Source organism: Cutibacterium sp. 37298 (assembly GCF_023838685.1).
GTDB classification, from domain to species: Bacteria; Actinomycetota; Actinomycetes; order Propionibacteriales; family Propionibacteriaceae; genus Cutibacterium; species Cutibacterium acnes.
This window is the reverse complement of record NZ_JAJNRJ010000005.1, coordinates 1-23088: the sequence shown is the minus strand read 5'-3', so window position 1 is coordinate 23088 and position 23088 is coordinate 1. Positions and strand designations below refer to the sequence as shown.

19 protein-coding genes and 2 pseudogenes are annotated in these 23088 nt (G+C 60.4%); 7 read left to right on the top strand and 14 right to left on the bottom strand.

Annotated features, from left to right (window positions below; genetic code table 11):
* Nucleotides 1-15: 15 nt before the first annotated feature.
* The 3 genes from LRP59_RS10860 to rimP all read right to left on the bottom strand — a co-directional run bounded on the left by LRP59_RS10860 (nt 16) and on the right by rimP (nt 1853).
* Nucleotides 16-264, bottom strand: coding sequence for a YlxR family protein (locus LRP59_RS10860; protein ID WP_002517020.1), 249 nt, complete (start codon nt 262-264; stop codon nt 16-18).
* A 79-nt stretch (nt 265-343) separates the two neighbouring features.
* Nucleotides 344-1315, bottom strand: a complete 972-nt coding sequence (gene nusA, locus LRP59_RS10855) for a transcription termination factor NusA (RefSeq protein ID WP_002514304.1) — start codon at nt 1313-1315, stop codon at nt 344-346.
* Nucleotide 1316: 1 nt separating this feature from the next.
* Nucleotides 1317-1853 carry a ribosome maturation factor RimP gene (gene rimP, locus LRP59_RS10850; RefSeq protein ID WP_002521351.1) on the bottom strand — a complete coding sequence of 179 codons (537 nt, stop codon included), beginning with the start codon at nt 1851-1853 and terminating at the stop codon, nt 1317-1319.
* 128 nt (nt 1854-1981) lie between these two features.
* Between rimP and LRP59_RS10845 the strand changes: the two genes are divergently transcribed.
* Nucleotides 1982-2944: a DUF4439 domain-containing protein gene (locus LRP59_RS10845; RefSeq protein WP_002514306.1), complete on the top strand. Its 963-nt coding sequence runs from the start codon at nt 1982-1984 to the stop codon at nt 2942-2944.
* 30 nt (nt 2945-2974) lie between these two features.
* On the opposite strand, the gene LRP59_RS10840 is transcribed toward LRP59_RS10845, so the two are convergent.
* From LRP59_RS10840 to LRP59_RS10830, 3 genes are all read right to left on the bottom strand, one after another.
* A complete protein-coding gene (locus LRP59_RS10840) occupies nt 2975-3742 on the bottom strand; it encodes a TSUP family transporter (protein WP_002514307.1) in 768 nt (255 codons plus the stop codon).
* 85 nt (nt 3743-3827) lie between these two features.
* Nucleotides 3828-5582 (bottom strand): TIGR03767 family metallophosphoesterase, encoded by a 1755-nt coding sequence (locus LRP59_RS10835; protein WP_002532483.1) that lies wholly within the window; start codon nt 5580-5582, stop codon nt 3828-3830.
* Nucleotides 5583-5739: 157 nt separating this feature from the next.
* Nucleotides 5740-7485 (bottom strand): proline--tRNA ligase, encoded by a 1746-nt coding sequence (locus LRP59_RS10830; RefSeq protein WP_002521355.1) that lies wholly within the window; start codon nt 7483-7485, stop codon nt 5740-5742.
* A 182-nt stretch (nt 7486-7667) separates the two neighbouring features.
* Between LRP59_RS10830 and LRP59_RS10825 the strand changes: the two genes are divergently transcribed.
* Genes LRP59_RS10825 through LRP59_RS10805 form a run of 5 tightly spaced genes read left to right on the top strand, consistent with a single transcriptional unit; the run spans nt 7668 to nt 14618 of the window.
* Nucleotides 7668-10361, top strand: coding sequence for a TIGR03773 family transporter-associated surface protein (locus LRP59_RS10825; RefSeq protein WP_002514310.1), 2694 nt, complete (start codon nt 7668-7670; stop codon nt 10359-10361).
* Nucleotides 10358-11881 (top strand): anchored repeat ABC transporter, substrate-binding protein, encoded by a 1524-nt coding sequence (locus LRP59_RS10820; RefSeq protein WP_002514311.1) that lies wholly within the window; start codon nt 10358-10360, stop codon nt 11879-11881. Before LRP59_RS10825 ends, LRP59_RS10820 begins: the two co-directional genes overlap by 4 nt.
* Nucleotides 11878-12912 carry a choice-of-anchor M domain-containing protein gene (locus tag LRP59_RS10815; RefSeq protein WP_002521358.1) on the top strand — a complete coding sequence of 345 codons (1035 nt, stop codon included), beginning with the start codon at nt 11878-11880 and terminating at the stop codon, nt 12910-12912. The genes LRP59_RS10820 and LRP59_RS10815 overlap by 4 nt, the downstream gene beginning before the upstream one ends.
* Nucleotides 12909-13667, top strand: a complete 759-nt coding sequence (locus LRP59_RS10810) for an anchored repeat-type ABC transporter ATP-binding subunit (RefSeq protein ID WP_002514313.1) — start codon at nt 12909-12911, stop codon at nt 13665-13667. The genes LRP59_RS10815 and LRP59_RS10810 overlap by 4 nt, the downstream gene beginning before the upstream one ends.
* 12 nt (nt 13668-13679) lie before the next feature.
* Nucleotides 13680-14618: an anchored repeat-type ABC transporter permease subunit gene (locus LRP59_RS10805; RefSeq protein ID WP_002514314.1), complete on the top strand. Its 939-nt coding sequence runs from the start codon at nt 13680-13682 to the stop codon at nt 14616-14618.
* Here LRP59_RS10805 and LRP59_RS10800 read toward each other — a convergent pair.
* The 8 genes and pseudogenes from LRP59_RS10800 to dxr form a co-directional block, all read right to left on the bottom strand.
* Complete coding sequence (locus LRP59_RS10800) at nt 14612-15457, bottom strand: DUF4081 domain-containing GNAT family N-acetyltransferase (protein WP_002514315.1); 846 nt, start codon at nt 15455-15457, stop codon at nt 14612-14614. The genes LRP59_RS10805 and LRP59_RS10800 overlap by 7 nt on opposite strands.
* A gap of 1 nt (nt 15458) precedes the next feature.
* Nucleotides 15459-16640: a flavodoxin-dependent (E)-4-hydroxy-3-methylbut-2-enyl-diphosphate synthase gene (ispG, locus tag LRP59_RS10795; protein ID WP_002521360.1), complete on the bottom strand. Its 1182-nt coding sequence runs from the start codon at nt 16638-16640 to the stop codon at nt 15459-15461.
* 147 nt (nt 16641-16787) lie between these two features.
* Entirely contained in the window at nt 16788-17507 is a 720-nt protein-coding gene (locus LRP59_RS10790) for a TenA family protein (protein ID WP_002514317.1), read from the bottom strand.
* Nucleotides 17508-17622: 115 nt separating this feature from the next.
* Nucleotides 17623-18119 (bottom strand): annotated as a pseudogene (locus LRP59_RS10785) (nuclease); the annotation flags it as partial.
* Nucleotides 18120-18364: 245 nt separating this feature from the next.
* The gene (locus LRP59_RS10780; protein WP_002514319.1) at nt 18365-18985 is read right to left on the bottom strand and encodes a hypothetical protein; all 621 of its coding nucleotides are present in this window, start codon (nt 18983-18985) and stop codon (nt 18365-18367) included.
* A gap of 33 nt (nt 18986-19018) precedes the next feature.
* The gene (locus LRP59_RS10775; RefSeq protein WP_002514320.1) at nt 19019-20032 is read right to left on the bottom strand and encodes a hypothetical protein; all 1014 of its coding nucleotides are present in this window, start codon (nt 20030-20032) and stop codon (nt 19019-19021) included.
* Nucleotides 20033-20337: 305 nt separating this feature from the next.
* Nucleotides 20338-21618, bottom strand: a complete 1281-nt coding sequence (locus LRP59_RS10770; RefSeq protein ID WP_002514321.1) for an RIP metalloprotease — start codon at nt 21616-21618, stop codon at nt 20338-20340.
* A complete protein-coding gene (gene dxr / locus LRP59_RS10765; RefSeq protein ID WP_002514322.1) occupies nt 21615-22838 on the bottom strand; it encodes a 1-deoxy-D-xylulose-5-phosphate reductoisomerase in 1224 nt (407 codons plus the stop codon). Before dxr ends, LRP59_RS10770 begins: the two co-directional genes overlap by 4 nt.
* Nucleotides 22839-22925: 87 nt before the next feature.
* On the opposite strand from dxr, the pseudogene LRP59_RS10760 reads away from it, so the two are divergent.
* Nucleotides 22926-23088: pseudogene (locus tag LRP59_RS10760) on the top strand (6-aminohexanoate hydrolase); the annotation flags it as partial.

The window sequence follows — 23088 nt, the reverse complement described above, 5'->3', positions numbered from 1 at the left end:
CCTTATGAACCCAACTCACCGCGCTGACAACCGCTCTTGGCAAGCCGAACGCACCACCACGCGGGCACGGAATGACCTCGCGAATCCACCGGATACCGCGCGTTTCCAGCATTCGTCATCCACATGGACGTGGGCGCCCCTGCCCTGAGCGTGTCCCGTTGGATCGGCCACCACAACTCCGTCGACTAGTACATACCGAGCCATGTTCGCCGGATCATCGACGTGTCGGCAGCCGACGCAGGTGCGCTGAGGTCGTGTGGTCACTGCCCAACCTTAAACCAACCCACAGACGCATGACGCCCGACCCTACGGCCGGGCGTCGTCGTGTCTCTAGCAGGCAGTCTCAGACCTTGTTATCTGGACGAATATCGATCCGCCATCCCGTCAGGCGAGCAGCCAGTCGGGCGTTCTGCCCCTCGCGGCCAATTGCTAGCGACAGCTGATAATCCGGAACAATCGCCCGAGCGGTCTTAGCCTTCGGGTCAATGACCGTCACCGAGGACACCTTGGACGGAGACAGGGCAGCGCCCACAAATTCGGCCGGATCCCCTGACCAATCAATGATGTCGATCTTTTCCTCATCTAACTCGTGCATCACAGCACGTACCCGCTGACCCATCGGACCAATGCACGCTCCCTTGGCGGAAACGTCAGGATTATGCGAGACGACAGCAATCTTCGAGCGGTGACCGGCCTCACGAGCCAGCGCCTTGATCTCGACGACCCCCTGCTCGATCTCAGGTACCTCCATAGCAAAAAGCTTGCGCACCAAGTTCGGGTGAGTGCGCGAGACAATGACCTGCGGGCCACGGGCTTCCTTGCGCACGGCCACGACGTACACACGGATACGACGCCCATGGGAATATTTCTCCCCGGGAACCTGTTCCGCCGGAGGCATAATGCCCTCCAACGAGCCCAGGTCGACGCGAACGGTCCGGGTATCGCGGTAAGACTGCTGGACGACTCCGGTGATGACGTCACCCTCAACCGCGGAAAAATGACCGTATTTCTGCTCGTCCTCGGCCTCGCGCAGCCGTTGGAAAATGACCTGCCGGGCAGTTGATGCAGCTACGCGTCCGAAGTCCTCGGGAGTGCCGTCGTACCAGCCGACGACCTGACCCTCCTCGTCCTTCTCCGGGAGCATGACGGCGACATTCCCAGTCTTGCGGTCCAGCTGAACCTTGGCACCGTTAACCGGAGCCTCAGTCTTGTCATATGCGTTGAGGAGGGCGTCCTCTAGGGTCGTCAGCAGATAGTCAAGCGGGATGTCTTTGTCCCGCTCGATCATGCGCAGAGTTGACAGGTCGATGTCCATCTCAGTTCTCCTCCTTTGACGCTTGCGCGTCACGACGATTGAGCTCCACCTGGACGACGGCCTTCGCCACGTCAGCAAGCTGGACCTCACGAGTGGTGTACACGGGCTTATGCGGTTTGGAGTTCTCGGCCTCGACCTCGAGGGTCACGACCTCCTCGCCAGCCTCAGCGATACGACCGTCAAAGGTCTCTCCAGACTTCTGCCCCTCGGCCGGATTGAGGGTGAACCGCACCAGGTGCCCGATGTTGCGTCGATAATGGCGCGGCTGGGTGAGGGGGGTAGAGACACCGCGCGAGGAGACCTCGAGGGTATACGGGGACTCCCCCATAGCGCCGGAATCGTCAAGGCAATGCGAGATCTCGGCGGTGGCCTCAGAGATCTCGTCAAGGCTAGGTCCGTGACCGTCAGGGCCGTCACCGTCGATCGTCACGCGCACGAGGCGACGACGTCCGGCAGGCACAACGTCGACGCGATCAAGTTCGAGCCCGACCTGGGACACGACCGGTTCCAGTAGGCGTGTGAGCCTCTCTGCATTCATCTGTGTCTCATCCTGTTGTCGTTGTAAATTGTCCGCACTGAGTTTAGCCACTCCCCCAACCAACCGGACTCGGCCGCCTCACCGACGGCTATAGCGATAATGCAGCTCAGGATCGATAAGCTGAAGCCATGATCGCCAGGAGAACCATTCTTGCCAGCGGAGCTGCCTTCGTCACTATCGGATTGACGGGCTGTGGCCACAATTCTCCTGAGAAGAAGACGACTGAGAAGAAGACGACGCCAGTTCGTGCAACAACCACGGCATCTGCACCACACCGAAGCGACGCGGTATCGACGGAAACACTGTTAGCGGACCTCTCTACCAAAGCCGCTCGCAGCGCCACTGACGGCCAACGGACGATGCTCAACCAGGTTGCCGCAGCTCACCGCCGCCACCTCGAAGTGCTGAGCCAGTCCAACCCGTTCTCCGGCAGTACCGCCACACCGTCTGCGGCCATTTCCCCCACCCCACGCACCGCTGGCCAGGGATCGCCGCTGGCTCTGTTACAACACCACGAAAAGGCTGCAGCTACCCAGTATCTGGAGATCTGTCAGACGGCTCAGGATTCCTCTGAAACTCTGTTGTGGGCCAGCCTGTCGGTGTTCTGTTCGGCCTTCAATCCTTCTGCTCCAGCTCCCCAGCCGACCCCGAAGGTCGTTCCGGTAACAGTCGGGCAGGAACCTCTCACCAATGCTCAGCAGGCGCTACTGACCCACCTCAACGCCCTCGTCGCAGGCTTGGAGTGGGGTATTGGACGCCTTGGGGAGAACGACCCGCTGCGCACCTGGGGATGGGATCGACGAGAACAAGTTCTTGCGCAGCGCGCAGAGGTGCGTCAAAGCATTCGGGATGCATCAACAACCCCGACCCCCGACGTGCCCGGTTACCCGATGTCGCCTACCCCCGTCAACGATGCAGCAACCCGGTCGTTGTGGTCTGGATTGGAAGCGAACGTGCTTTCTGGTTGGGGCCGCGTTACAGCTGCCAGCGGGTCGGCTGCACGTCCTCATGCAGTCGCTTCAATGGTGAGTCAAACCCAAGTTCTCGCCCATTTGGGTACTGGCGTGACGACCTGGCCAGGTTGGGTCTAAGCCACACCTAGGACCACGAATCCTCTCTGGTTAGACTCTCCAGATCAGCTGAACGAGCATTCGCACCGCCAGAACACTGGTAACGATAAGAAACATCGTCCGTACGAAGCCGTTGCCATGTTTCATAGCTGTTCGGGCACCGATTAATCCCCCGAGAACATTTGAGATAACCAGCGGCCAAGCGATATGCCACCAGACGTGGCCGTGGATCGCCAACGTGGTGATAGTGACGAGATTTGTTACCGCGTTGCAAATCTTCGCCATTCCGGAAGCTTTAAGGAAAGAATACCCGCCAACAGCGACGTACGTAAGTACCCAGAAGGTTCCGACCCCCGGCCCGATAGCGCCGTCGTAGCACCCGAGGAACAACCCGATGATCGGAACCAGGATGGGGTGTTTGCCACCCTCGCCATTGTGGCCCGCCCCCAGTGACGGCCTCCTCCAGGTATAGATGCCGATGGTGACCAGCACCACCAGAAGGATGGGCGTGTAGACAGCCCGCGACATGTAAGTGACGATGCGCGCACCCAGCACGGCACCTAGACCAGCCAGAACGGCCGTCCACAGGAACATCCGCCAATCTGGACGCTGTTTACGCAGATACCCCACTCCAGCCGTGAGGTTCCCTACGACCTGGGCTACCTTGTTCGTGCCGACGATCGTCGCCACCGGTGTCTCGGTCGGTAGACCGACCAGCAAGGATGGCAACATGATGAGTCCGCCTCCGCCCACCACGGCGTTGACCCAACCCGCCATAAAGGCGGCAAGGACAAGTCCAGCAAAGACCCAAGACGTCACGTGTCAACCTTCCCTGTGACACCAGCAGTAGGGGTCCCACCCCGACGGGGCGGGACCCAATATGTGTTCTCGGTCCGGAAATGCCTCAGGCCCAAGGATGCGCCAGTAGCAACTCCGTGTTGTGATCGACCGATGTACCGAGCCTACCCATTCTCGTATGGATGTCGTTCGCACCAAACTCTCGGTACAAACTGGCCAGACCATCTGGGTCGGTGGTGTCGTAATCGGCCTGGTACGGAGCATTCGACTCGATGAGCGTGGTAAAGATGCTCACGGTGCCGTCGCGATTGTCGGCAAGCTCGATGATGCGGGCCATCTGGGGAAAGTCGACGTGGGAAGCCGTGTTGATCTCCCACCAGCTGCGACGGGCATCGAGAGCATGGTGGTGTGCGGTGATGTTGTTCGCATGCACGTGTCCATTGACCCAGGCAAGCACGTTCGGGTAATGCGATAGCAGGGAAACCAATTCCGGGCCGAGATGACGGATGCCCGTACCGTCGCCGGGGAGGACGGGGTTGTTCATCGTCATCGAGTCGTGGTGACTGAAGAGGACGAACATTGTGTCGCTCACATCGTGATGATGACGCACGCCGAGATCGTCGTAGTACACGCTACTGCCAGCGCGCAGCACGGATTTAAGCCACTTCCACTGACGGTCGTCGATAGAACCATCGGTGTACCCGGCCCGGTTCGTCGAGTCCAGGCTGATTCCGGTCACGCCGTTGGCAATCGAGAAGGTGTAGTAACCGCGCACGGCATTGAGGTCATCCTCGCTGAAACCATGACCGTGCGGGCCCGAACCATTGACGCCGTCACGCAAATGAGCCTTGATGAATTCGAAGGGGGTGAAGGGCACGCGACGTTCGTCCGCGGTAATCTGTCGAGTCAGCGACGCAGCATCGTTGGACAGGGCGACTGGTCCGTTTCCCTGAGCCGCCTGGAGGTAGGCCTTGGTGTCGTTGTCACTGGCGAAACCGGTGATTTTGCGATCACTGGTGTACATCGTCTTCAGCAATCCCCAGTCAGAAGGCAGGGTGCCCTGGATCGAATCGTCGTGGTTCCCGAATACCGCATACCACGGAATCTTCACGCCGGAAGAGGACACGGGGGCCATAACGCGACGGAAATAGCCGTCTACTTGGGGGAAACCGGCACGCTTGTATATGTCATTGCAATGCGATTCGGGATTGTAGAACAGTGGATTCCCGAAAGTTTGCACACTTTCCCAGCGATCGCGGGCACCGGTATTGGGAACGATCGTGCCACCGGCCAACAACGTGAGATACCAGTCGAGTTCCACGTGTTCGTGATTATCGGTGTTGTCACCAGTGCTGACGAAAGCGTCAAAGGCCCGGCCAGTAGCCGGACCGCCCTGAAGCGCATTGACTCGGCGCACCAAAGAGGCCGTAGCGAGCGGCCCCAACGCCTCCTGCGGGCGGAAGGCCGGGCCAGCCAGCGGATGCAGGAACTCGACCCTCATCGGTGACTGCACGTCGGTCACGTGCAGGTCGGTCACCTGGACGAAGGACGCCAAGCCATCGCGGCGGTCGTCGCGTCCGCTCTTGCCCCTAGCGAGTTCCTCACGAACGACGAGCGGGTAACCGCGCTGTGCCTTGATCCTGCGGTAGCCGCTGCCCGGATCTCGCAGACCCACCTGTTCAAGGGTGGTGCCGGACGTGGAATGGAGACGCTTCGACGCATGGGCCAACGTCGGGGTGGTGCCGGTCACCGCCGCAGCAGCGACCAGGGTCACACCGCCAAGAAACGTCCGCCGTCCCAGTGTATTTCTGGCCGCTTTGTCGACATTTCTGGTCAACTCGTCTTCGTTCTCGGGCATCATTCACCTTTCGCAAGGTCGAGGGGCCGTTCAGCCTGACTTACGAGCACCATTGTCAGGGTTTATTGGGTCACTTCCGCGCCAGTTTTCGAGAACAGTTGGCGATCATACAGCAACGTGCAGATGTCGGTCAGTTAAACGATCAACGCCACTTCAGCTTTCACCCGCGCACCTCCTTGAGGACGGCGCACACAGCCTCGGCCACGCTAACCTGACGGTTCTCACCCGTACTACGGTCGCGAACTTCGACTAGGCCATCCTTGAGCCCCCGGCCGACGACCACAGAGGTTGGCATGCCGAGAATCTCGCTATCAGCAAACTTCACTCCAGGGGACGCCTTGCGGTCGTCTAGGAGGACTTCGAGACCAGCCTCGGCCAGTTCACTGGCAATGCGCGTGGCCTCGTCAAGGATCTCCGTTCCCTTACCGGTGGCGAGCACCTGGACGTCGTAGGGGGCAACCTCACGTGGCCAACACAACCCCTTCTCGTCACAGGTACCCTCAGCGATAGCGGCCACGGCGCGGGAGACGCCCAGACCATAAGAACCCATGGTGACCGTCACCAGCTTGCCGTTGTGATCGAGCACCTTGAGCCCAAGGGCATCAGCGTATTTCTTACCAAGCTGGAAGATGTGGCCGATTTCGATGCCGCGGGCTAGGTGGAGTTCACCACTGCCGTCAGGAGCCAGATCACCTTCGCGAATCTCGGCGACGTCGATAACGCCATCGGGGGTGAAATCGCGACCGGCTACAAGATTGAAGACATGTCGATCCTTCTGGTCAGCTCCGGTAATCCATGACGTCCCGGTCACGACGCGGGGATCAACGAGGTACCGCACCTTTGAGGAGTTGTCCTCGCCGAGGGCTCCCGGCCCGATGTAGCCCTTTACCAACTGCGGATTGGCAGCAAAGTCCTCTTCTGTGAACGGTTCAACCACCGCGGGCTCCAGAACCGCTTCCAGTCGCTTCTCATCAACGTCACGATCTCCAGGAAGCCCGATGGCTAATGGCTCGCGGGTGCCGTCAGGATGGGCCACCATGAATACAACGTTTTTCAGGGTATCGGCCCCAGTCCACGGACGGTCTGCTCGCGGACGCACCTCATTGGCGATCCGGACAAGCGACTCGATGGTCCGGGCGTCAGGGGTATCAACAACCTCAGCCTCCGGCAACCCGTCGATGGGCAGCGGATCAGGAACGGCCATCCGGACGGCCTCCACATTGGCGGCGTAACCGCCGGAAGAACGAACGAAAGTGTCCTCACCGTTGGCTGCAACGGCTAGGAACTCCTCGGATCGAGATCCACCCATTGGGCCGGACATGGCCTTGACAATGGCGTAGTCGAATCCAAGTCGGTTGAAAATGCGAATGTAGGCGTCGCGTTGAGCCTGGTAGGCCTCGTCGAGCCCTTCCTGAGCGACATCAAAGGAATAGGCATCCATCATGACGAACTCACGACCGCGCAGGATGCCGGCACGCGGACGAGCCTCGTCGCGATACTTGTTCTGAATCTGATAGAGGCACAGTGGCAGGTCCTTGTACGAGGAGTACAAGTCCTTGACCATGAGGGTGAACATCTCCTCATGGGTCGGTCCCAGCAGCATGTCCACCCCCTTACGGTCTTTGAGACGGAAGAGGTTATCGCCGTACTCGACCCAGCGTCCGGTCTCCTTGTAAGGGTCAGAAGCGAGTAGCGCGGGGAAACTCACCTCCTGAGCCCCGATGTTAGCCATCTCTTCGCGACAGATGGCCTCGATCCTGCGCATCACTCGGAGCCCGAGCGGGAGCCACGAGTAGACGCCGGGAGCGACCCGGCGGATATATCCAGCCCGGACGAGCCAGCGGTGGCTAGGGACCTCGGCATCGGCCGGGTCTTCTCGCAGGGTTCGGACGAACAGCTGTGACATGCGCGTCAACACGACGTGTACCTTTCCGACCGCGCTCGACCCTCCGCCGCCCTTCGGCGTGACCGGCCACGGCCATGTCGAATCCTAGCGGCAGGCACCACCGTCTCGTACGTCATCGCCAACCCTAAGTAGAATCGATAACCGTTCTCATTATACAGTTAGCCGAACATCACAGGACGACAATGGAGGCCACCGTGAAACGGTTCGCATCGCTCCTTGCCGCCCTACTGACGTTCCTGATGATCAACTCGCCATCGGCGAACGCGGCAGCGCCGGACCAGGAGCTCCTGCACAACGGCCATGTCGACGCCGCCCACACCGAGGGGGATCAGGCAACCGACAGGCCCACCACTCAAGTACTCGGGGATAGCAATGACCTCAACGATCGCTATTCCACCGACATTTCTCCTTCACCGGATGCCGACGACAGCACCGTGCTCGACCACGGACACGCCGATATCTTCCGGGTGGGATCGGCCCCCGACGGCGGTATCGACCTCAAGCTCAAAGAGGACGTCACCGGTGACGGGGCACTCCACACCCCTGAGAACGTCCTTCTCAAAATCAAAGATTCCGCTCTCACCGATATCCCGGCCAGCCTTCCTGGCGCCCCTCAAGGATATGTCCTGCCGCTGACGCAGAACCAAGATCTGCTGTGGCCAGGGTGGGAGACCTCCGACGTCAAGCGTAACGGTTTCGATTCGGTCAAGATCACGGTCAGCAACGTCAAGGGCCCCGGCAAAGTACACCTGTTCTCCCAAGGTTCCTTCGGTGCCGTCCAGCCCCTGCTTGACGGCAACGCAACCGAGCTACCTGGCACTATCACTGTCGCTCAGCCGTCCCACGTGCACGCTAACTGGGTGTTTGGCAAGACAGGTGTGTACACCATGACCGTTCAGGCCACAGCGCACAAGTCCGGCAAGAAGTTCCAGACCACGCCGCACACCTACACCTGGGTGGTCGGCGACACGACTCCCCTCCCGGAACCGTGGGGAAAGCCAACTCCGCCGCCGACGCCCACTCCGTCCCCAACTCCAAGCGTCACCCCGACTCCGTCGCTCTCCCCCGAGCCCCGGCCAACATCGAGTATCACCCCGCCCAAGACCTCGGTCGCACCGAAACCAACCCCTGCCCAGTCCCAGAAGCGATCTCTGCCCCGGGAACAAACCCGTAAGCCAGTTCTGAAGCCACAAGCCAACAAGACGCCCTGCACCCAGAGGTTGGTCCTTGACCATGGTCACTCCGACGTTTTCCGCGTCGGATCGGCCGCCAAGAACGGCCTTGATCTCAAGGTCAAGGAGGACGTGACCGGCGAAGGAGTACTCCATGCCCCGGAGAGCGTGCTGCTGGCCGTGAAGGACTCTGCCTTGACGACCATCCCAAGGGGATATCCCGGTGCTCCCAAGGGTTATCTGCTGCCCATGACGCAGAACCAGAATCTGCTATGGCCGGGATGGGAGACCTTTGACGTCAAACGCAATGGTTTTAGCGACGTCAAGATCAACGTCCGTAACGTCAAAGGACCCGGCAAGGTACACCTGTTCTCGCAGAGCTCCTTCGGCAACGTTCAGACTCTGCTCGACGGTGGTTCACACACCATGCCTGGCACAATCACCGTCAAGCAGCCGTCCCACGTACATGCCAACTGGGTGTTCACCCAGCCCGGTCTCTACCAGATGACGGTTGACGCTATCGCCGTTCGCAACGGCACGACCGTCAGCACTGGAGCCCACACCTACACCTGGGCTGTTGGTTCCATGGCCATCGCCGCCGCCAATAGCTGCTCAACCGACCGCGTCGCCGGCTCCCAGGCTCGCAGCAACACTGGCACTCCGGCCCCCGAGAAAGACAGCACCAGGGGTAGCTCCGACAAGCCATTCGATGACCTTGGCGTGGTCCATAACACTTTAGAAAATGGCAGTGCCAGCTCGAATGGGTCGACGAGAATGACACGCAGCGGCTCCTCTGCCAAGAAGAAGGTCTGCCACCCGGTAAAGATCCCGAACAAAGCGGCCGCCGTGAAGAAGACCGTCACTCGGTCTGCTGGCCAGTCGGCAGCTATCGCCACCGAGGGTCACTTCGACTGGGGCGTCCAGCTACAGTCTGGCAAGCTCATCTCGTCCCTCAAAGATGACCGCTCTGCCCCGGCGACGTGGGTCGATCCATCGAGCATCGTGATGGCAGTTGGGGACAAAGCCAATACCACCGCCCCTGCCGGCATGGAGTTCATCGCCAAGGGCGGTACCAAGGTGTGGCTCATCGGCGCCACCCAGGTACCTGGCGTGCCGTGGCTAGGCGTCAATACGATGCACGAGTCCATCATTAACGGGACCACCGGCCCGGTCCACATGCACCTGGACAAGGTCAGCGGCCCTGGCAAGATGGCGGTGTTTATGTCCGGCACCTTCGGTGGCGGCGTGGGCCAGCGAGTTTTCGACAACGTCGGTGGACCGACCGGTTACACCGTCCCGGCGAACACCCATGCCCATCCGAATTGGGTGTTCACCGCCCCAGGCCACTACACCGTAACTGTCACTCAATCGGCCACGACCAAGAGTGGCAAGAAGCTCAGCGCCACTGGCATCCTCCACTTCGCGGTGGGTATTAATGCGTCGCCGGTTGCGGCTTCCTTGGGCAAAGTGCCTGCCTCGCCCAAGGCCGACCAGAACGCCGATCCGGGTTACACCATCGTGGGACGTACCCCCGATGACAAGCCGTGTGATCTCAAGGCGGCCGGCCTGCCTGGTTCCGGTGAAAACGGCGAGTTCGGTGACACCGGCATCGTTTCTTATACGAACCAGGGTCTGGTGTCCGGAACCTTCGTGGTTCTCGGCCTAGCTGGCGCTCTCCTCCTGGCGAGGAGACGACGCGGGTGAAGAAACGCCTGTTATGCCTCGTGGCCGCGCTGAGCCTGCTGGCTGGGTGCGGCCACGCTCCCGCTTCCCGTGACAAGCTTTCCGTAGTAACGACCACGCCTATCCTCGCCGACTTGACGCGTCAGGTTGCCGGTGATCGTGCCACCGTCACCTCCATGGTGCCTTCAGGAGCAGACCCCCACACGTATGAGCCGTCGCTGCGTGACGTTCGGACCGTCGTGTATTCGAAAGTCGCGCTATCGAACTACCTCATGCTCGAACCTCATGCGGTCATCAAGACCATCGACTCTTCCCTACCTACGGGATCTATCAATGTCTCCCTGGCTAAGGAAGCCCAGAAGTACGGCGCACAAGTGATCCCGCTGGTTGAAAATGCCAACCTAGACACCGTGTGGCTGGGGTTGCGCGTCATTGGCCAGGACGCCAGGCGGGGAGCCGACCGCTCTTCCTCGGTCTACCTCCAGCTGACGTCGGTGGAGGGGCCTGGGGACTTCACTGCCTATATCACTGGGACCTTTGGTCGACCTCAGATCTACTACTCGACGGCTGACGGCGTCGACGAGCGTGACGACGTCGAGCTTCCCACCGACGCCCACACCCACATGTCGTGGGCCTTTAGCAAACCGGGGGTGTATGAAGCGGTGTTCGCGGCCACCCTATCGACTCCCCAGGGCAACACGTCGTTCGGCGCCCAAACCTTGACGATCGCTGTCGGGGCCGATCCGCGAACGATCCCTGAACTTGCCGATCGAACTGTTGTCGATCAGGGACACGCAGACCTGTCTGCCGACATCGACGAGGGCACAATGACAATCCTGTCCGACCCGACAGGTGGCGGCGTGCGTACCCAGAAGCGTCTGGACCCCGACAAGACAGTCGTGTGGGTGCCCCCGAAAGCTCTCACCGAGATACCCCCATCGCCGGCTTTCCGCTTTCTGGGGCATCCCGGATCCTCGATCCACCAGCTGCCTCAGGCTGTTCTCGGCGCCCATGTTCACGGCGAGATCGACCCCCACCTGTGGATGAGCATTAAGAACACCAAAGCCTATGTGCAGGTCATCCGTGACTCTCTCATCAAGGCTGATCCTCACGAAGCGCAGACCTATCGCGAGAACGCTAAAAGATACCTAGCCAGACTGGAAGAGACATCGCACTATGTCGATCGCAAGATTGCGAGCATCCCGAGGGGACGGCGTCAGCTCATTACAAGCCACGACGCTTACGGTTACCTTGCCCAGGCTCACGGTATGCACATCGCTGGGTTTGTCACTGCCAACCCCGGTGTGGAACCGTCCATGGCTCAGCGACGCAAGCTCAATCAGACTATCGCTGACCTCAAAGTGCCGGCGGTGTTTCTGGAACCCAACGTGTTACGCGGTTCCTCGGTGCTAGCCGCGATCGCTGCTGAAAACAGCGTCACGGTGTGCCCCATCTACGGCGACACCTTCGATGACCACGTCACCAACTACATCGACCTCATGAGATTCGACGCCGACTCCCTAGCCAAGTGCTTGGGATGAGGCCCACTGTGGAGGCATCCATGATCAACCGTCCGCTGGCAGCCTTGTCTGCCATGTTCATCGCACTCACCACCGGCGTCACCCTGTCCCAGCCGGCCCACGCGTCACCCACCCCTCCGCCCGATCCCGCTCTCAAGCAGACCGTTTCAGATAACGAGAAGGTGGCGAAAGGTCCGGCTGAAATCAAGCGCGGCCACGTCGACATCGGTCCCCGCATCGTCGACGGAAAGTTCTCCCTCATGGCCCGTGACGACTCCGCGAACCCGCCAGTCTGGCGCAACACTGACGACACGGTGCTGCGCGTCGCGGACGCTTCGCGTATCGACGTGCCCAACGATGACACCTATTCCTTCCTGGGTGACATGCGCGGGGAAAAGGCCTACGTCATTCCTCAGACCCAAGACCAAAAAGTCGTCTGGCTGGGCTGGAACACCCAAGCCCCCGAGATCGTCAAAAATTTCCCGCGTGGAACCGATCTCGTCTTCACAAGACATGACGGCCCGGGACAAGCTCACATGTTCATTGAAAACGGTTTCGACTCCCCCATGCCGCTGTATAACTCCACCAAGTCTGGCGAGCAGCTGGTTCATATGGAGGCCAATACGCACGTTCATGCCAACTGGGTGTTCTCTGATCCTGGAGCGCAGACCATTTCCGTCGACGTTCGCGGTACCGACGGCACAGGGGTTAAACATTCTTACTCGACGAAGTTGAGGTTCGCTGTCGGTGACACAGGGTCCGCTAACGAAGCCCGCGCCGTAGGATCTTCGCCATCGGTCGCTGCATCTTCTTTGTCAACAGCCGCTGCTACTAACGCCTCGGCTCCGACCACAACTGAGAACTCCTTTGACGATTCCGGAGCTGGCACCCTATGGGGGCCTGGGATCATGGCCGGAGCCCTCATCATTGGCATCATCATCGCCGCTTTGGTGGGACGCTCCAGATCAAAGACATTACGCGACGAAGTGTGGAACAAGGAACACACCGACTCAAGCGAAGCTCATAGGGATTTCGGAAACGAGTCCAGATGAATGACCTCGGATCCATCAAGATCACAGACGTAGCCGTCAATGTGGGCGGGCTGCAGGTGCTCCATGACGTGAACATATCGGCCAGCAAGGGGGACCTACTGGCTCTGCTCGGTCCAAACGGTGCCGGCAAGACAACTATCCTGCGCACCATGCTCGGCCTGGTGAAGCCGGCTAAGGGCACTGTGGAAGTCGCTGGCGCGTCTCCTGGAAAGGGATGGCGCCATATTGGTTATGTTCCGCAGCGCCACGAGTTTGCGTGGGATTTTCCGATCAGCGTCGCCGGCGTCGTCATGAGCGGACGTACCCGCCACATCGGGTGGCTTCGTCGGCCTTGCAAGGACGACCACATCGCAGTCCGTGACGCTCTGCGAACTGCCGGAATGGCTGAACTCGCCGACCGTACCGTCGGGGAATTATCGGGAGGCCAGCGTCAGCGCGTACTCATTGCTCGCGCCCTGGCCACGCGCCCGTCAGTGCTACTGCTCGACGAGCCTTTCACCGGTGTCGATATGCCCACTCAGGAGCAGCTCACCGAGCTGTTCATCGAGCTGTCAGAGGCCGGGACGACCCTCGTCATGACGACCCACGACCTGGCCCAGGCGATGGCCACGGCCGACCGAGTGTGCCTGGTCAATCGGACCGTCATCGCCGACTCGACCCCCCAACAGCTGCGCGACCCGGCTATGTGGATGCAGACCTTCGGGATCTCCGGTTCGTCGCCTCTGCTGAGAATCGTCGGCGCAGACGCCGCCTGAACGAAGGTGATCATGCTCTCCCCTCTCGACTTCTTGTCCGACCTCATCAATCCCCTGCTGAGTTTTCTGCCCAAGGCGCTGCTCGTCGCCATGGTGTGCTCGGTAGTCGCCGGGGTCATCGGTTCGCACGTCGTTCTGCGCGGGATGGCGTTCATCGGTGACGCCGTTGCCCACTCGGTGTTTCCCGGGCTGGCCGTGGCCTTCCTCATGCAGGGGTCGCTGCTGCTGGGCGGCTCCATCGCCGGGCTGACTACCGCGATCCTCGTGGCGATCGTCTCGCAGAACCGGCGTCTCAAGGAGGACTCGGTGATCGGCATCCTCTTCGCCGGGGCCTTCGCACTGGGCATCGTCATCATCTCGCGGGCGCCGGGGTATTCCGGATCGCTGCAACAGTTCCTCTTCGGGTCAATCACCGGTATTACCGACGACGACATCGTCATTGTGTGCGTCGCCGGGGCGCTCGTGCTAGCGCTGGAATGGGTCGTCCATAAGGAGCTTGTCACCGTCGGACTCGACCGTGAGACGGCGCAGGCCTCGAACTTGCCCGTGTTCGCTCTGGACCTGTTGCTCTACGTGCTGGTGACGATGACCGTCGTCATCTCGGTGCAGGTCATCGGCAACGTCCTCGTGCTGGCCCTGCTGGTGACGCCGGCCGCCACCGCCCGACTGCTCACCGACCGGCTGGGGCATATGATGGTCCTGGCACCGGTCATCGGCGGATTCAGCGCCCTGGTGGGCTTGTACCTGTCATGGTCGATCGACCTTCCGGCCGGTGGGACGATCGTCCTCGTGGCCACCGCAGTGTTCTTGGCATGTTGGCTAGTCGCCCCGCACGGGCTACTCGCGCTCCGTCTGGATTGCACAGCCCCACATCATCGGCATGCCAGGGTTGCAGACGATACTCATCGCGCCCACCTCGAGATCGGCTCGCACGTCACAGACCCTCAGTAGAGAAGCGTCGCCATTGTCCCGACCCGCTCGAACCCGACCCTCCGGTAAATGCGTAAGGCACGGGTGTTGAAGTCGTTGACGTAGAGTGAGACGGTGTCGTGGTCACGCCGGGCCAACTCGACGACGGCAGCCATCGCCGGGGCGGCCATACCACGACCACGCCATGCCGGGTCCATCCACACCCCCTGGATCTGGCAAACATTCCCCCACGTGACGGCGACGTCGGACTTCCAGCGCACGTCACCGTCGTCAACGATGCCAAGACCACGCCCCTGCCGCACGAGCTCGAGCATGTGACGTCGGTACCCATCCCCGGAGTCCAGCGGGCTGACGCCGACCTCCTCGGTGTACATGGCAACGGCAGCCCGGAAGTACGGTTCGAAGTGTCGCTCATCGATCCGAACCACCCGAGCATCCGGGACCACTCGGGGCCGATCCGACATGGCCAGCAGAGGTTGGCAGGAGCGCACCTCACGCGGCTTTCCCCAAGTGTCCGGGCCGATCTGGGCCAGCCGCTCGTACAACGGAAGGACCGCCACGTCCGCGCCCATGATCGACGAGGACCGCCGCCAACGTCCGACCTTCGACGCCAAGGCGTCAACAACGGCGCTGTCCCGGCCGTCGTCGATCACCGGCACGAGATTGGCCCCGATGTGGACGAGCCCGACGAGTTCACCGCCTCGGAAGGCGCCGTGGACCGGGCATCCTAGCCGGGCACTGTCCAGCCCGCTCTGACGGATCCTCGACAGCAGGAAGACGTTGGTGACCGGGGCACGCGAGAGGAACTCGATGGTCTGGCTCAGGTCGGCGTCGTCGAGCTGCCTGACGCGGGTCCTCACCTCAGGAGACCGTGACCTCAACGGCCCCGGTGGTGTCCATCTCGTCCGCCATCCGGTTGGCCTCCTGAACGAGGAACTGAACGATCTCGCTTTCCGGGACGGTACGGATGACCTCGCCATGCTTGAAGATCTTGCCCTTGCCGTTGCCGGCGGCAACACCCAGGTCAGCTTCGCGGCCTTCTCCGAGCCCATTGACGACGCAACCCATGACAGCGACGCGCAGCGGAGCATCAATCCCTTCAAGGGCATCAGTAACGTCATTGGCCAGCGTTAGAACATCGACCTGGCAACGTCCGCAAGACGGGCAGGAGACGATCTCTAGACCTCGGGGACGTAAGTTAAGTGATTCCAGGATCTTGATACCCACCTTGACCTCCTCGACCGGATCAGCCGACAAGGAGACGCGTATGGTATCGCCGATACCCTCGGCAAGGAGATGCCCGAAGGCCACCGCCGACTTGATGGTGCCTTGGAAGGCCGGACCAGCCTCAGTAACGCCCAAATGAAGGGGATAATCGCATTTGGCGGCGAGCTGTTCATAGGCACGGATCATGACGACCGGGTCGTGGTGCTTCACCGAGATTTTGAAATCCCGGAATCCGTATTGCTCAAAGAGGCTGGCCTCCCACAGTGCCGACTCCACCATAGCCTCGGCGGTCGGGGCTCCGTATTTGTCAAGCAGACGTTTGTCGAGAGACCCAGCATTCACGCCGATTCGGATGCTCGTACCGTGCTCGGTGGCAGCCTTACAAATCGATTCGATCTGGTCGTCGAACTTGCGGATATTGCCGGGGTTGACGCGTACCGCGCCACAGCCAGCCTCGATCGCTTGGAAGACGTACTTCGGCTGGAAGTGGATATCGGCAATCACCGGGGTCTGGGACCGTTTGGCGATGATCGGTAGCGCCTCGGCGTCCTTATCGGTTGGGCATGCGACGCGTACGATGTCACAACCTGCAGCGGTCAAGGCGGCGATCTGCTGCAGGGTGGCACCAACGTCGTGAGTCTTGGTGGTTGTCATGGACTGCACTGAAATGGGTGCGTCACCACCGACGAGCACATCTCCCACCTTGATCTGGTGCGTCTTACGACGTGGCGCCAGGGTCGGAACGGGAGAGGTAGGCATGCCCAGGTTCACGGTCATTGACGTGTCACTCCTGAAATCGCGGGTTGTCGTCTCCATTGTGTCACCACCGTCGCCGCTGTAGTGACGCTGACAGCGAGCCCCCAGTCCTAGTCGTCGGACCCGTCAATACGGCGCTGGGCTGGGTACCGAAGGCTCTCCATACCGCGCCGGGCACCCTTGAACACTTTCCTTTGACGAGTTTCTTCAGCCCTCGAGCGGGAACGGCACATCGTTGAAGGAGGCCAATTCCAAGTCCACTGCCACGTTCCAAAACCGAGTAAGTTCCTCAAAATCTACCTGTCCCGAAGCGCGTTCGAGTTCATCAACCAGGAATTGCACCCAGGTACGGAACTCATCGCCTCGGTGCAGATCCACCCATCCCAAAAACTTATTAGGAAGATTAGCTCCAGGTTCCGGAGCATCGGTGCGAGAGGCCCAGTCAAGGTAGAGACCTTCAGCCACCACCAACAGCACCAACACCGTGGGATAGTGGTGAGTATTAACAGCCTCATGCATGAGGTTCTCAAAGGTGCGAGTCGGTTCCGACAGCTGCGGATGGGCACGATCAGCCTGAGACACTCCAAGTTCATCGAAGGTAGCCTCAAACCAGCCTGATTCCTCACTGCATATCATGCCCAACTGACGTCCGAAAACCAGCTTCACCTCCACGGTTTCGGCACGGACGAGGGCCTCGCCCAACAATTCCAAGAAAGGAACGAAAAACTGGTTATCCTGAATAACGTAGTGAGTTAGTTGCGCATCATCGAGTTCACCGGAGAACAGTTCATTGACGAATCGGTGGTTGATCGCTGTGGTCCAGGCCTCAGAACGTCCGGCAGATAGCGCAGCAACACGTCCGCTTGGGGCCACAGCGATGCCTGCAGTGGTAAGCGGGGCAGGCGAAGATGACGTGAAAACGTTCATATCTCCATCGTGGCACTGACGCGGTCCATGCCAACCATCCATGGGCAGCGGGTGAACCCAACCCTGCCGGTCGATCTCGCCGCATAGCCCGATGCGCCAGGCAAACCTCTCGGTCGGGTAACGGGGCAGGCAGAAGGCTGATCAGACTCCGGTAGGTGGCAGGCCTGGCTGAAGTGCGGACCCTTGTCCGCAAATCAGGGCCACGACAGTCGTGCTCGGGCCGACCGGACCGACGACCGAGGTCACCAAGGGAGTCGAGGAGGCCGTCGGTACTGGGCTGCGGGCCGGAGTCTGCATCGAGAAGCCCACCAGGGCTGGCGAGTGATCCGATGCACCGAACGGGCTGGTGGTGTAAAAATCGGTCACGTTGTCGTTGCGACGCGAGTACTGCATGGCCACCGACTCAGACCCGTTGATATCCCAGATACCGGCGCCAGAAACCAGCTCGTGCGCCTTGGCATTGGCGAAAATGTGGTCCAGGGACCCGACGCGACCGGAGAACTCGTAGCTCGCGGCATCTGGATCATGTTCCTCGACGACCTCGCTAAACCCGGAGGTCTTCATAGCGCGGATCGGATCCTCCATGGCATAAGCATTGAAATCACCAAGCATAAAAACCGGGTCATCAGCGAAGGTCTTGTTGACCCAACCCGTCAGTGCCTTAGCCTGGGCGACGCGGCTTGGGTTCGACTTACCCTGGTCGGTGCCGTCATCCTCCCCGGAACCCTTGGACTTAAAGTGGTTGACCACCGCCACGAAGGTGCGCTTGGAGCTCTCCGGCTGGAAGCGTTGGGCCAACGGCTGACGGGCGTTCGCGAAGGCTGGGTCGGCCAAGATCTGTGAGGCTCCCACTGGGCTCACCTTGCCCACTTTGTAGATAAATGCCGAGCGAATGACGTCTTCATTCGGGGGCACGACGGTCGGGCTAGGAACGTAGGACCCGTAGAACCAGCGGCCTTATTGAGGGCGCCAACCAGGTGGACTAGAGATGCGTCACGGGACTGGCCACGATGCCAGGTGATCTGGACCGAATTCTCGACCTCTTCGAGCGAAACAACGTCTGCGCCCAAACCATTAATGGCCGTCACAATTTTCGCCTGCTGATCAGCGAAAGCCTTCGGGGTATATGCGCCACGAACCAAGCAAGAATTAGCCGAAACAGGTGTGCTGTCATGGTCGACATACGCCTTACAGTCCGGCTCGTCCTGACCTACATCGGTGAAATAGCTCAACATGTTAAAGCTAGCAAGTTTGACGTTACCACCCACGGCCGGCGGGTGAGCCGGACGGTTATTGCCGGCTTCGATCGGGGAACACTTCGAGTCAGCGCCGACGACCTGCCCCGTGGGCTGGAAGTTCCATCCGAACCGCTGGTCCATCATGACCGGCGAGGTGAAGTCAACGTGGGTGCCAGTGCGCATCGGGATGTCCTGCGACAGGTATGGCAGCGGGGACTTTTGGGCGTCGACGTTCGTCATAAAGTTCCAGGAGGCGCCGTCGTCGAGATTGATCTACTTGGCCTTGTTGGCGACCTCTACAGCTTCAGCGCCCCTGCCAGGGAGGGCAACCTCGGTGCCCTGATAGCGGGGTGTGTTACCGTCGGCCAGACCAATCTGGCCATACTGGTTGAGTCCGTAGTTATTGGTGATGGTGTAGCCGCTGGTGGGCTTGACCAGCATGCCCTCGTAGGCTTCCCGCCCGGCGTCGGTGGCTGGCAGGGTGGCAAGCTCGGTGGCTTTGACGGGGGCGCAACCGGATTTGCGATCGACCTGGGTGCTGCCACCAATTTCCGTGAGGTCGTGGTATTCCCTGACGGTGCCCTTAACCGTCACGCAGTCACCAACCTTGACATGGGCCGCCGCCCACGTCGAGTAGACGAAGATACCGTCGGAAGCATCGGTGGCTTTCTTTGGGGTACCGCCGCTGCCCGGAGTCTGTATATAAATGCCGTTGTATCCGCCCGTCGGGTAGGTAGCGGTGACGACGTCTACCGTCGAGACGGTCTGGTCAACCATCGGACTGGTCGGGCTAGCTCCCTGAACCTTGGAGATGGGAGTCTCCACGGGCGTTGAGGTCGGCGCGGGTGTCGGCGTTGGAACTACTCCGGAGTTCGTCGGAGTGGGGACGCCAACGGTAGAGTCAGCGAAATTGTCGTCGCTATCGACTCCGTTGCGACGCTCGATCGACGTCATCCTTGACCTAGCTGGAGCAGCTTTCGTCTCTACCATCGAAGCAGCTCCGTACCCGACCAGATCGACTGGCACACCCGATGCGTCGCTCATGCGGACCGAACCATTCGTCACACTCATGGACGCGGTGCACTCAGCATCCGGAGTCGGCAACGCCGTGCTACCGCCGTCGCCCTTGGCCTCCTGAATAAGGAAATATCCACCGGCCTTGACACTGCCATTGAGAGTACAAGTATTAGCCACCTTGCCCTTGCCGGTCAGGTATTCCAGCTTCCACCCTGTGAGAGGATGTTTGAGGAAGTGGGATTCAACAGTTCGACGAAACCGTGAGTCCACGTAGCACCGGAGTGACCTCCCCCGCCATAAACCTCATTGATGACGACATGGTCGGCGCCCGCCGGATCGGCATGTGCAGGCTGCCCCGCGACGATTATGGCCGTACTACATGACACAGCAGCCAGACCTATCAGGACGTGTCTAGACATTGTGGTCATGGCAATCCCCTCTTGAGGCAGGAAACATACGCGCGTTACCTTGCCACGGTCGACACGAGGACAGGAATGCTCATTATTGATAATTCACCAAACATTCCCGCATTGCGAGCGATAATTTACAGCTCATTCACCGACACGAAGCCATAATTAGAAAATTTCTACCGGCGATACGACATCTGCGACAACGAGGACGAGCCCCATCACGAGCATAAGCGCCCCGATCGTCCATGCCACCGGCAGCATCATCGCGGTGTCCGCCGGGCCAGGATCAGGCTTTCTGACAAGTTTAAATAGCCCCCGCTTACCTGCCTCATAGATGGCTCCAGCGATATGTCCACCGTCCATGGGCGGCAGTGGCACGACGTTGAACCAGAACAAAAAGAGATTGAGGCCACCCAGCAAGCTTGCCCCGGTGGCGATCTTGTCGCCCAAGGTCAGCTGGGAATCGCCGGCAACATCCCCGGCCACCCGAGAGGCTCCAACGATGCTCATCGGGCTGTTGGCGTCGCGAGCCTGACCGGTCACCAGATCGGAGGCGACGTTCCAGGTCAGAACTGGAAGTCTGGCCAATGCGCTCAACGACTGTTTCGACATCGTCCACATCTGGGAGACGGTATCGCCCGGCCCAGAATGAACAATGACCATCGTCGGACTCACACCCAAGTAACCCGCCTCGACTGTACGACCGGGATTGCTGAGGTCAGGCACCTTGGTGAGGAGGGTGTGCGTGGGCGTAAGGCTGACGAAAGCGCCATCGCGTTCCACTCCGAGACGCACTTCGCCGCCATCATTACCACGGATGAACTCCTGAAGTTGCGACCAGGAATCCACCTGTCGACCGTTAAAAGAGACGATGCGATCCCCCGCTCGCACACCGGCCTCGGCAGCTGGTGCACGACGGTCTTCCTTGGAGCATGGGCCGCTGGTCTGGGCGGAGTGGACGCAGGGAGTGACTGCAGCGACGGTCGTCGTCTGGTCGGCTCGTCCGTGAATGCCGAAAACCGCCCAGAACAGCAGGAAGGCCAACAGCAGATTGGTAAGAATCCCACCGCTCATGATGATGAGGCGCTGCCACACCGGCTTGTCACTGAAAAGCCGACCTTGGTCGGCGTCTGTGATGCCTTCGACCTCAGCAACACGCGCCTCATCAGCAAGTCTGGTAAGCCGATTGCTGTGACGATGGTGGACCTTGGCGGGGTACATCCCGATGAGGCGCACATAGCCACCCAGCGGGATCCATTTGAACCCGTACTCCGTCTCACCGCGCGTGAACGACCAGATCTTCGGTCCGAACCCGGCAAAGAACTCGGTGACCTTGACCCCGAAGATCTTCGCCGGGATGAAGTGACCGCATTCATGGAGTAGCACCGAGAGGATGATGAGGCCAAAAAAGACGATTCCGGCCAGCACTTCGACTACAACTATCACCGGCGAATCCCCCGGGCACACACCTCGGCGGCGCGACGACGACCCCAGGCGTCGGCGGCCAACACGGCGTCGAGGGTGAGGGCCTCGTCGCCGACATGTCGAGCACCAAGGGTGTCGTTCTCGTCACCGGATAGGTGCTCGTCAAGGACCGCGGCAATGGTGTCGGTGATGTCGAGGAAACCGATACTTCCGGCACAGAAGGCGTCGACACAGGACTCGTTAGCGGCATTGAACACGGCCGGCGCAGTACCCGCAACATGACCGGCGCGTCGGGCTAATTCGACGGCCCCGAAAGTGTCGCTGTCAAGGGGTTCGAAAGTCCACTGAGTAGCCGTCGACCAGTCGCAGCCGGCAGCTGCGTCAGGAAGGCGATCCGGCCAAGACAGTCCCAAGGCAATCGGCAATTTCATGTCGGGAGGCGAAGCCTGAGCAATAGTGGCGCCATCCCAGAACTCCACCATCGAGTGGACGATGGATTGAGGATGGACGACGACGGTGATGTCATCGAGATCAACGTCATAAAGTAGGGCCGCCTCGAGCAGCTCCAGACCCTTATTCACCAGAGTCGACGAGTTAATGGTGATGACCCGGCCCATATTCCAGGTGGGATGCTTCATGGCCTCGGCAGCACTGACATCGGCGAGGGAGGCACGGTCGCGACCGCGGAAGGGTCCGCCGGATGCGGTCAGAACGAGGCGACGCACCTCGTTGCGCCCGCCCCCTCGCAGGCACTGGGCGAAGGCGGAATGCTCAGAATCCACGGGGACAATCTGTCCTGAGGCGGCCGCCTGAGTAACGAGCCTGCCACCAATGACCAACGACTCCTTGTTCGCTAAAGCCAAGGTAGTCCCTGCGGCCAAGGTGGCGAGGGTCGGTCGCAAACCAGCCGCGCCGGTAATGGCATTACAGACAACATCAGCGGGCATAGCTGCCAGCTCTGTCGACGCATCCGGGCCAGTAAGGATCCGAGGATTGGGCACGACAAGGCCCCGTGATCCAGCCTGCACGGTCAAAGCCCGCTGAAGCTCCTCAGCGGCATCCTCACGAGCGATAGCTACGACGGGGATAGAGAAGTCGATTATCTGCTGAGCTAGTGAGCCAACATCCGAGCCACCTGCCGATATGCCAGCGACCTCAAACTGGTCACGACGTGACGAAATGACCTCTAGAGTTTGGGTTCCGATCGATCCGGTGGAGCCGAGAATGATGACCTTCTTCACCCTGCCAGTGTGTCACGGCGTTACCACAATCCACAGTCCTGTTCTTCGGTACCCACAGCACTCATTAACGGCCCTAGAGTGGAAGCCATGACTGACAGTGTTCTCGACGTCACTGCAGACGCGCTCGAGCAGGCCGGGGCTCACCCCCACCGGCTCGTCGTCCGCCAGCACGGTCAGGTCGTTGGTCGACGACCTCAGGGCACCAAAGACCCCCCACCAACCCAATTTAGCCAAAAACATGTACAAAACA

Bases quoted from the DNA above. Each gene is read 5' to 3' on its own strand.
- nusA (WP_002514304.1), bottom strand. From the start codon at position 1,315: ATGGACATCGACCTGTCAACTCTGCGCATGATCGAGCGGGACAAAGAC.
- rimP (WP_002521351.1), bottom strand. From the start codon at position 1,853: ATGAATGCAGAGAGGCTCACACGCCTACTGGAACCGGTCGTGTCCCAG.
- LRP59_RS10845 (WP_002514306.1), top strand. From the start codon at position 1,982: ATGATCGCCAGGAGAACCATTCTTGCCAGCGGAGCTGCCTTCGTCACT.
- LRP59_RS10835 (WP_002532483.1), bottom strand. From the start codon at position 5,582: ATGATGCCCGAGAACGAAGACGAGTTGACCAGAAATGTCGACAAAGCG.
- LRP59_RS10830 (WP_002521355.1), bottom strand. From the start codon at position 7,485: ATGTCACAGCTGTTCGTCCGAACCCTGCGAGAAGACCCGGCCGATGCC.
- LRP59_RS10825 (WP_002514310.1), top strand. From the start codon at position 7,668: ATGGAGGCCACCGTGAAACGGTTCGCATCGCTCCTTGCCGCCCTACTG.
- LRP59_RS10815 (WP_002521358.1), top strand. From the start codon at position 11,878: ATGAGGCCCACTGTGGAGGCATCCATGATCAACCGTCCGCTGGCAGCC.
- LRP59_RS10810 (WP_002514313.1), top strand. From the start codon at position 12,909: ATGAATGACCTCGGATCCATCAAGATCACAGACGTAGCCGTCAATGTG.
- LRP59_RS10805 (WP_002514314.1), top strand. From the start codon at position 13,680: ATGCTCTCCCCTCTCGACTTCTTGTCCGACCTCATCAATCCCCTGCTG.
- ispG (WP_002521360.1), bottom strand. From the start codon at position 16,640: ATGGAGACGACAACCCGCGATTTCAGGAGTGACACGTCAATGACCGTG.
- LRP59_RS10790 (WP_002514317.1), bottom strand. From the start codon at position 17,507: ATGAACGTTTTCACGTCATCTTCGCCTGCCCCGCTTACCACTGCAGGC.
- LRP59_RS10780 (WP_002514319.1), bottom strand. From the start codon at position 18,985: ATGACGAACGTCGACGCCCAAAAGTCCCCGCTGCCATACCTGTCGCAG.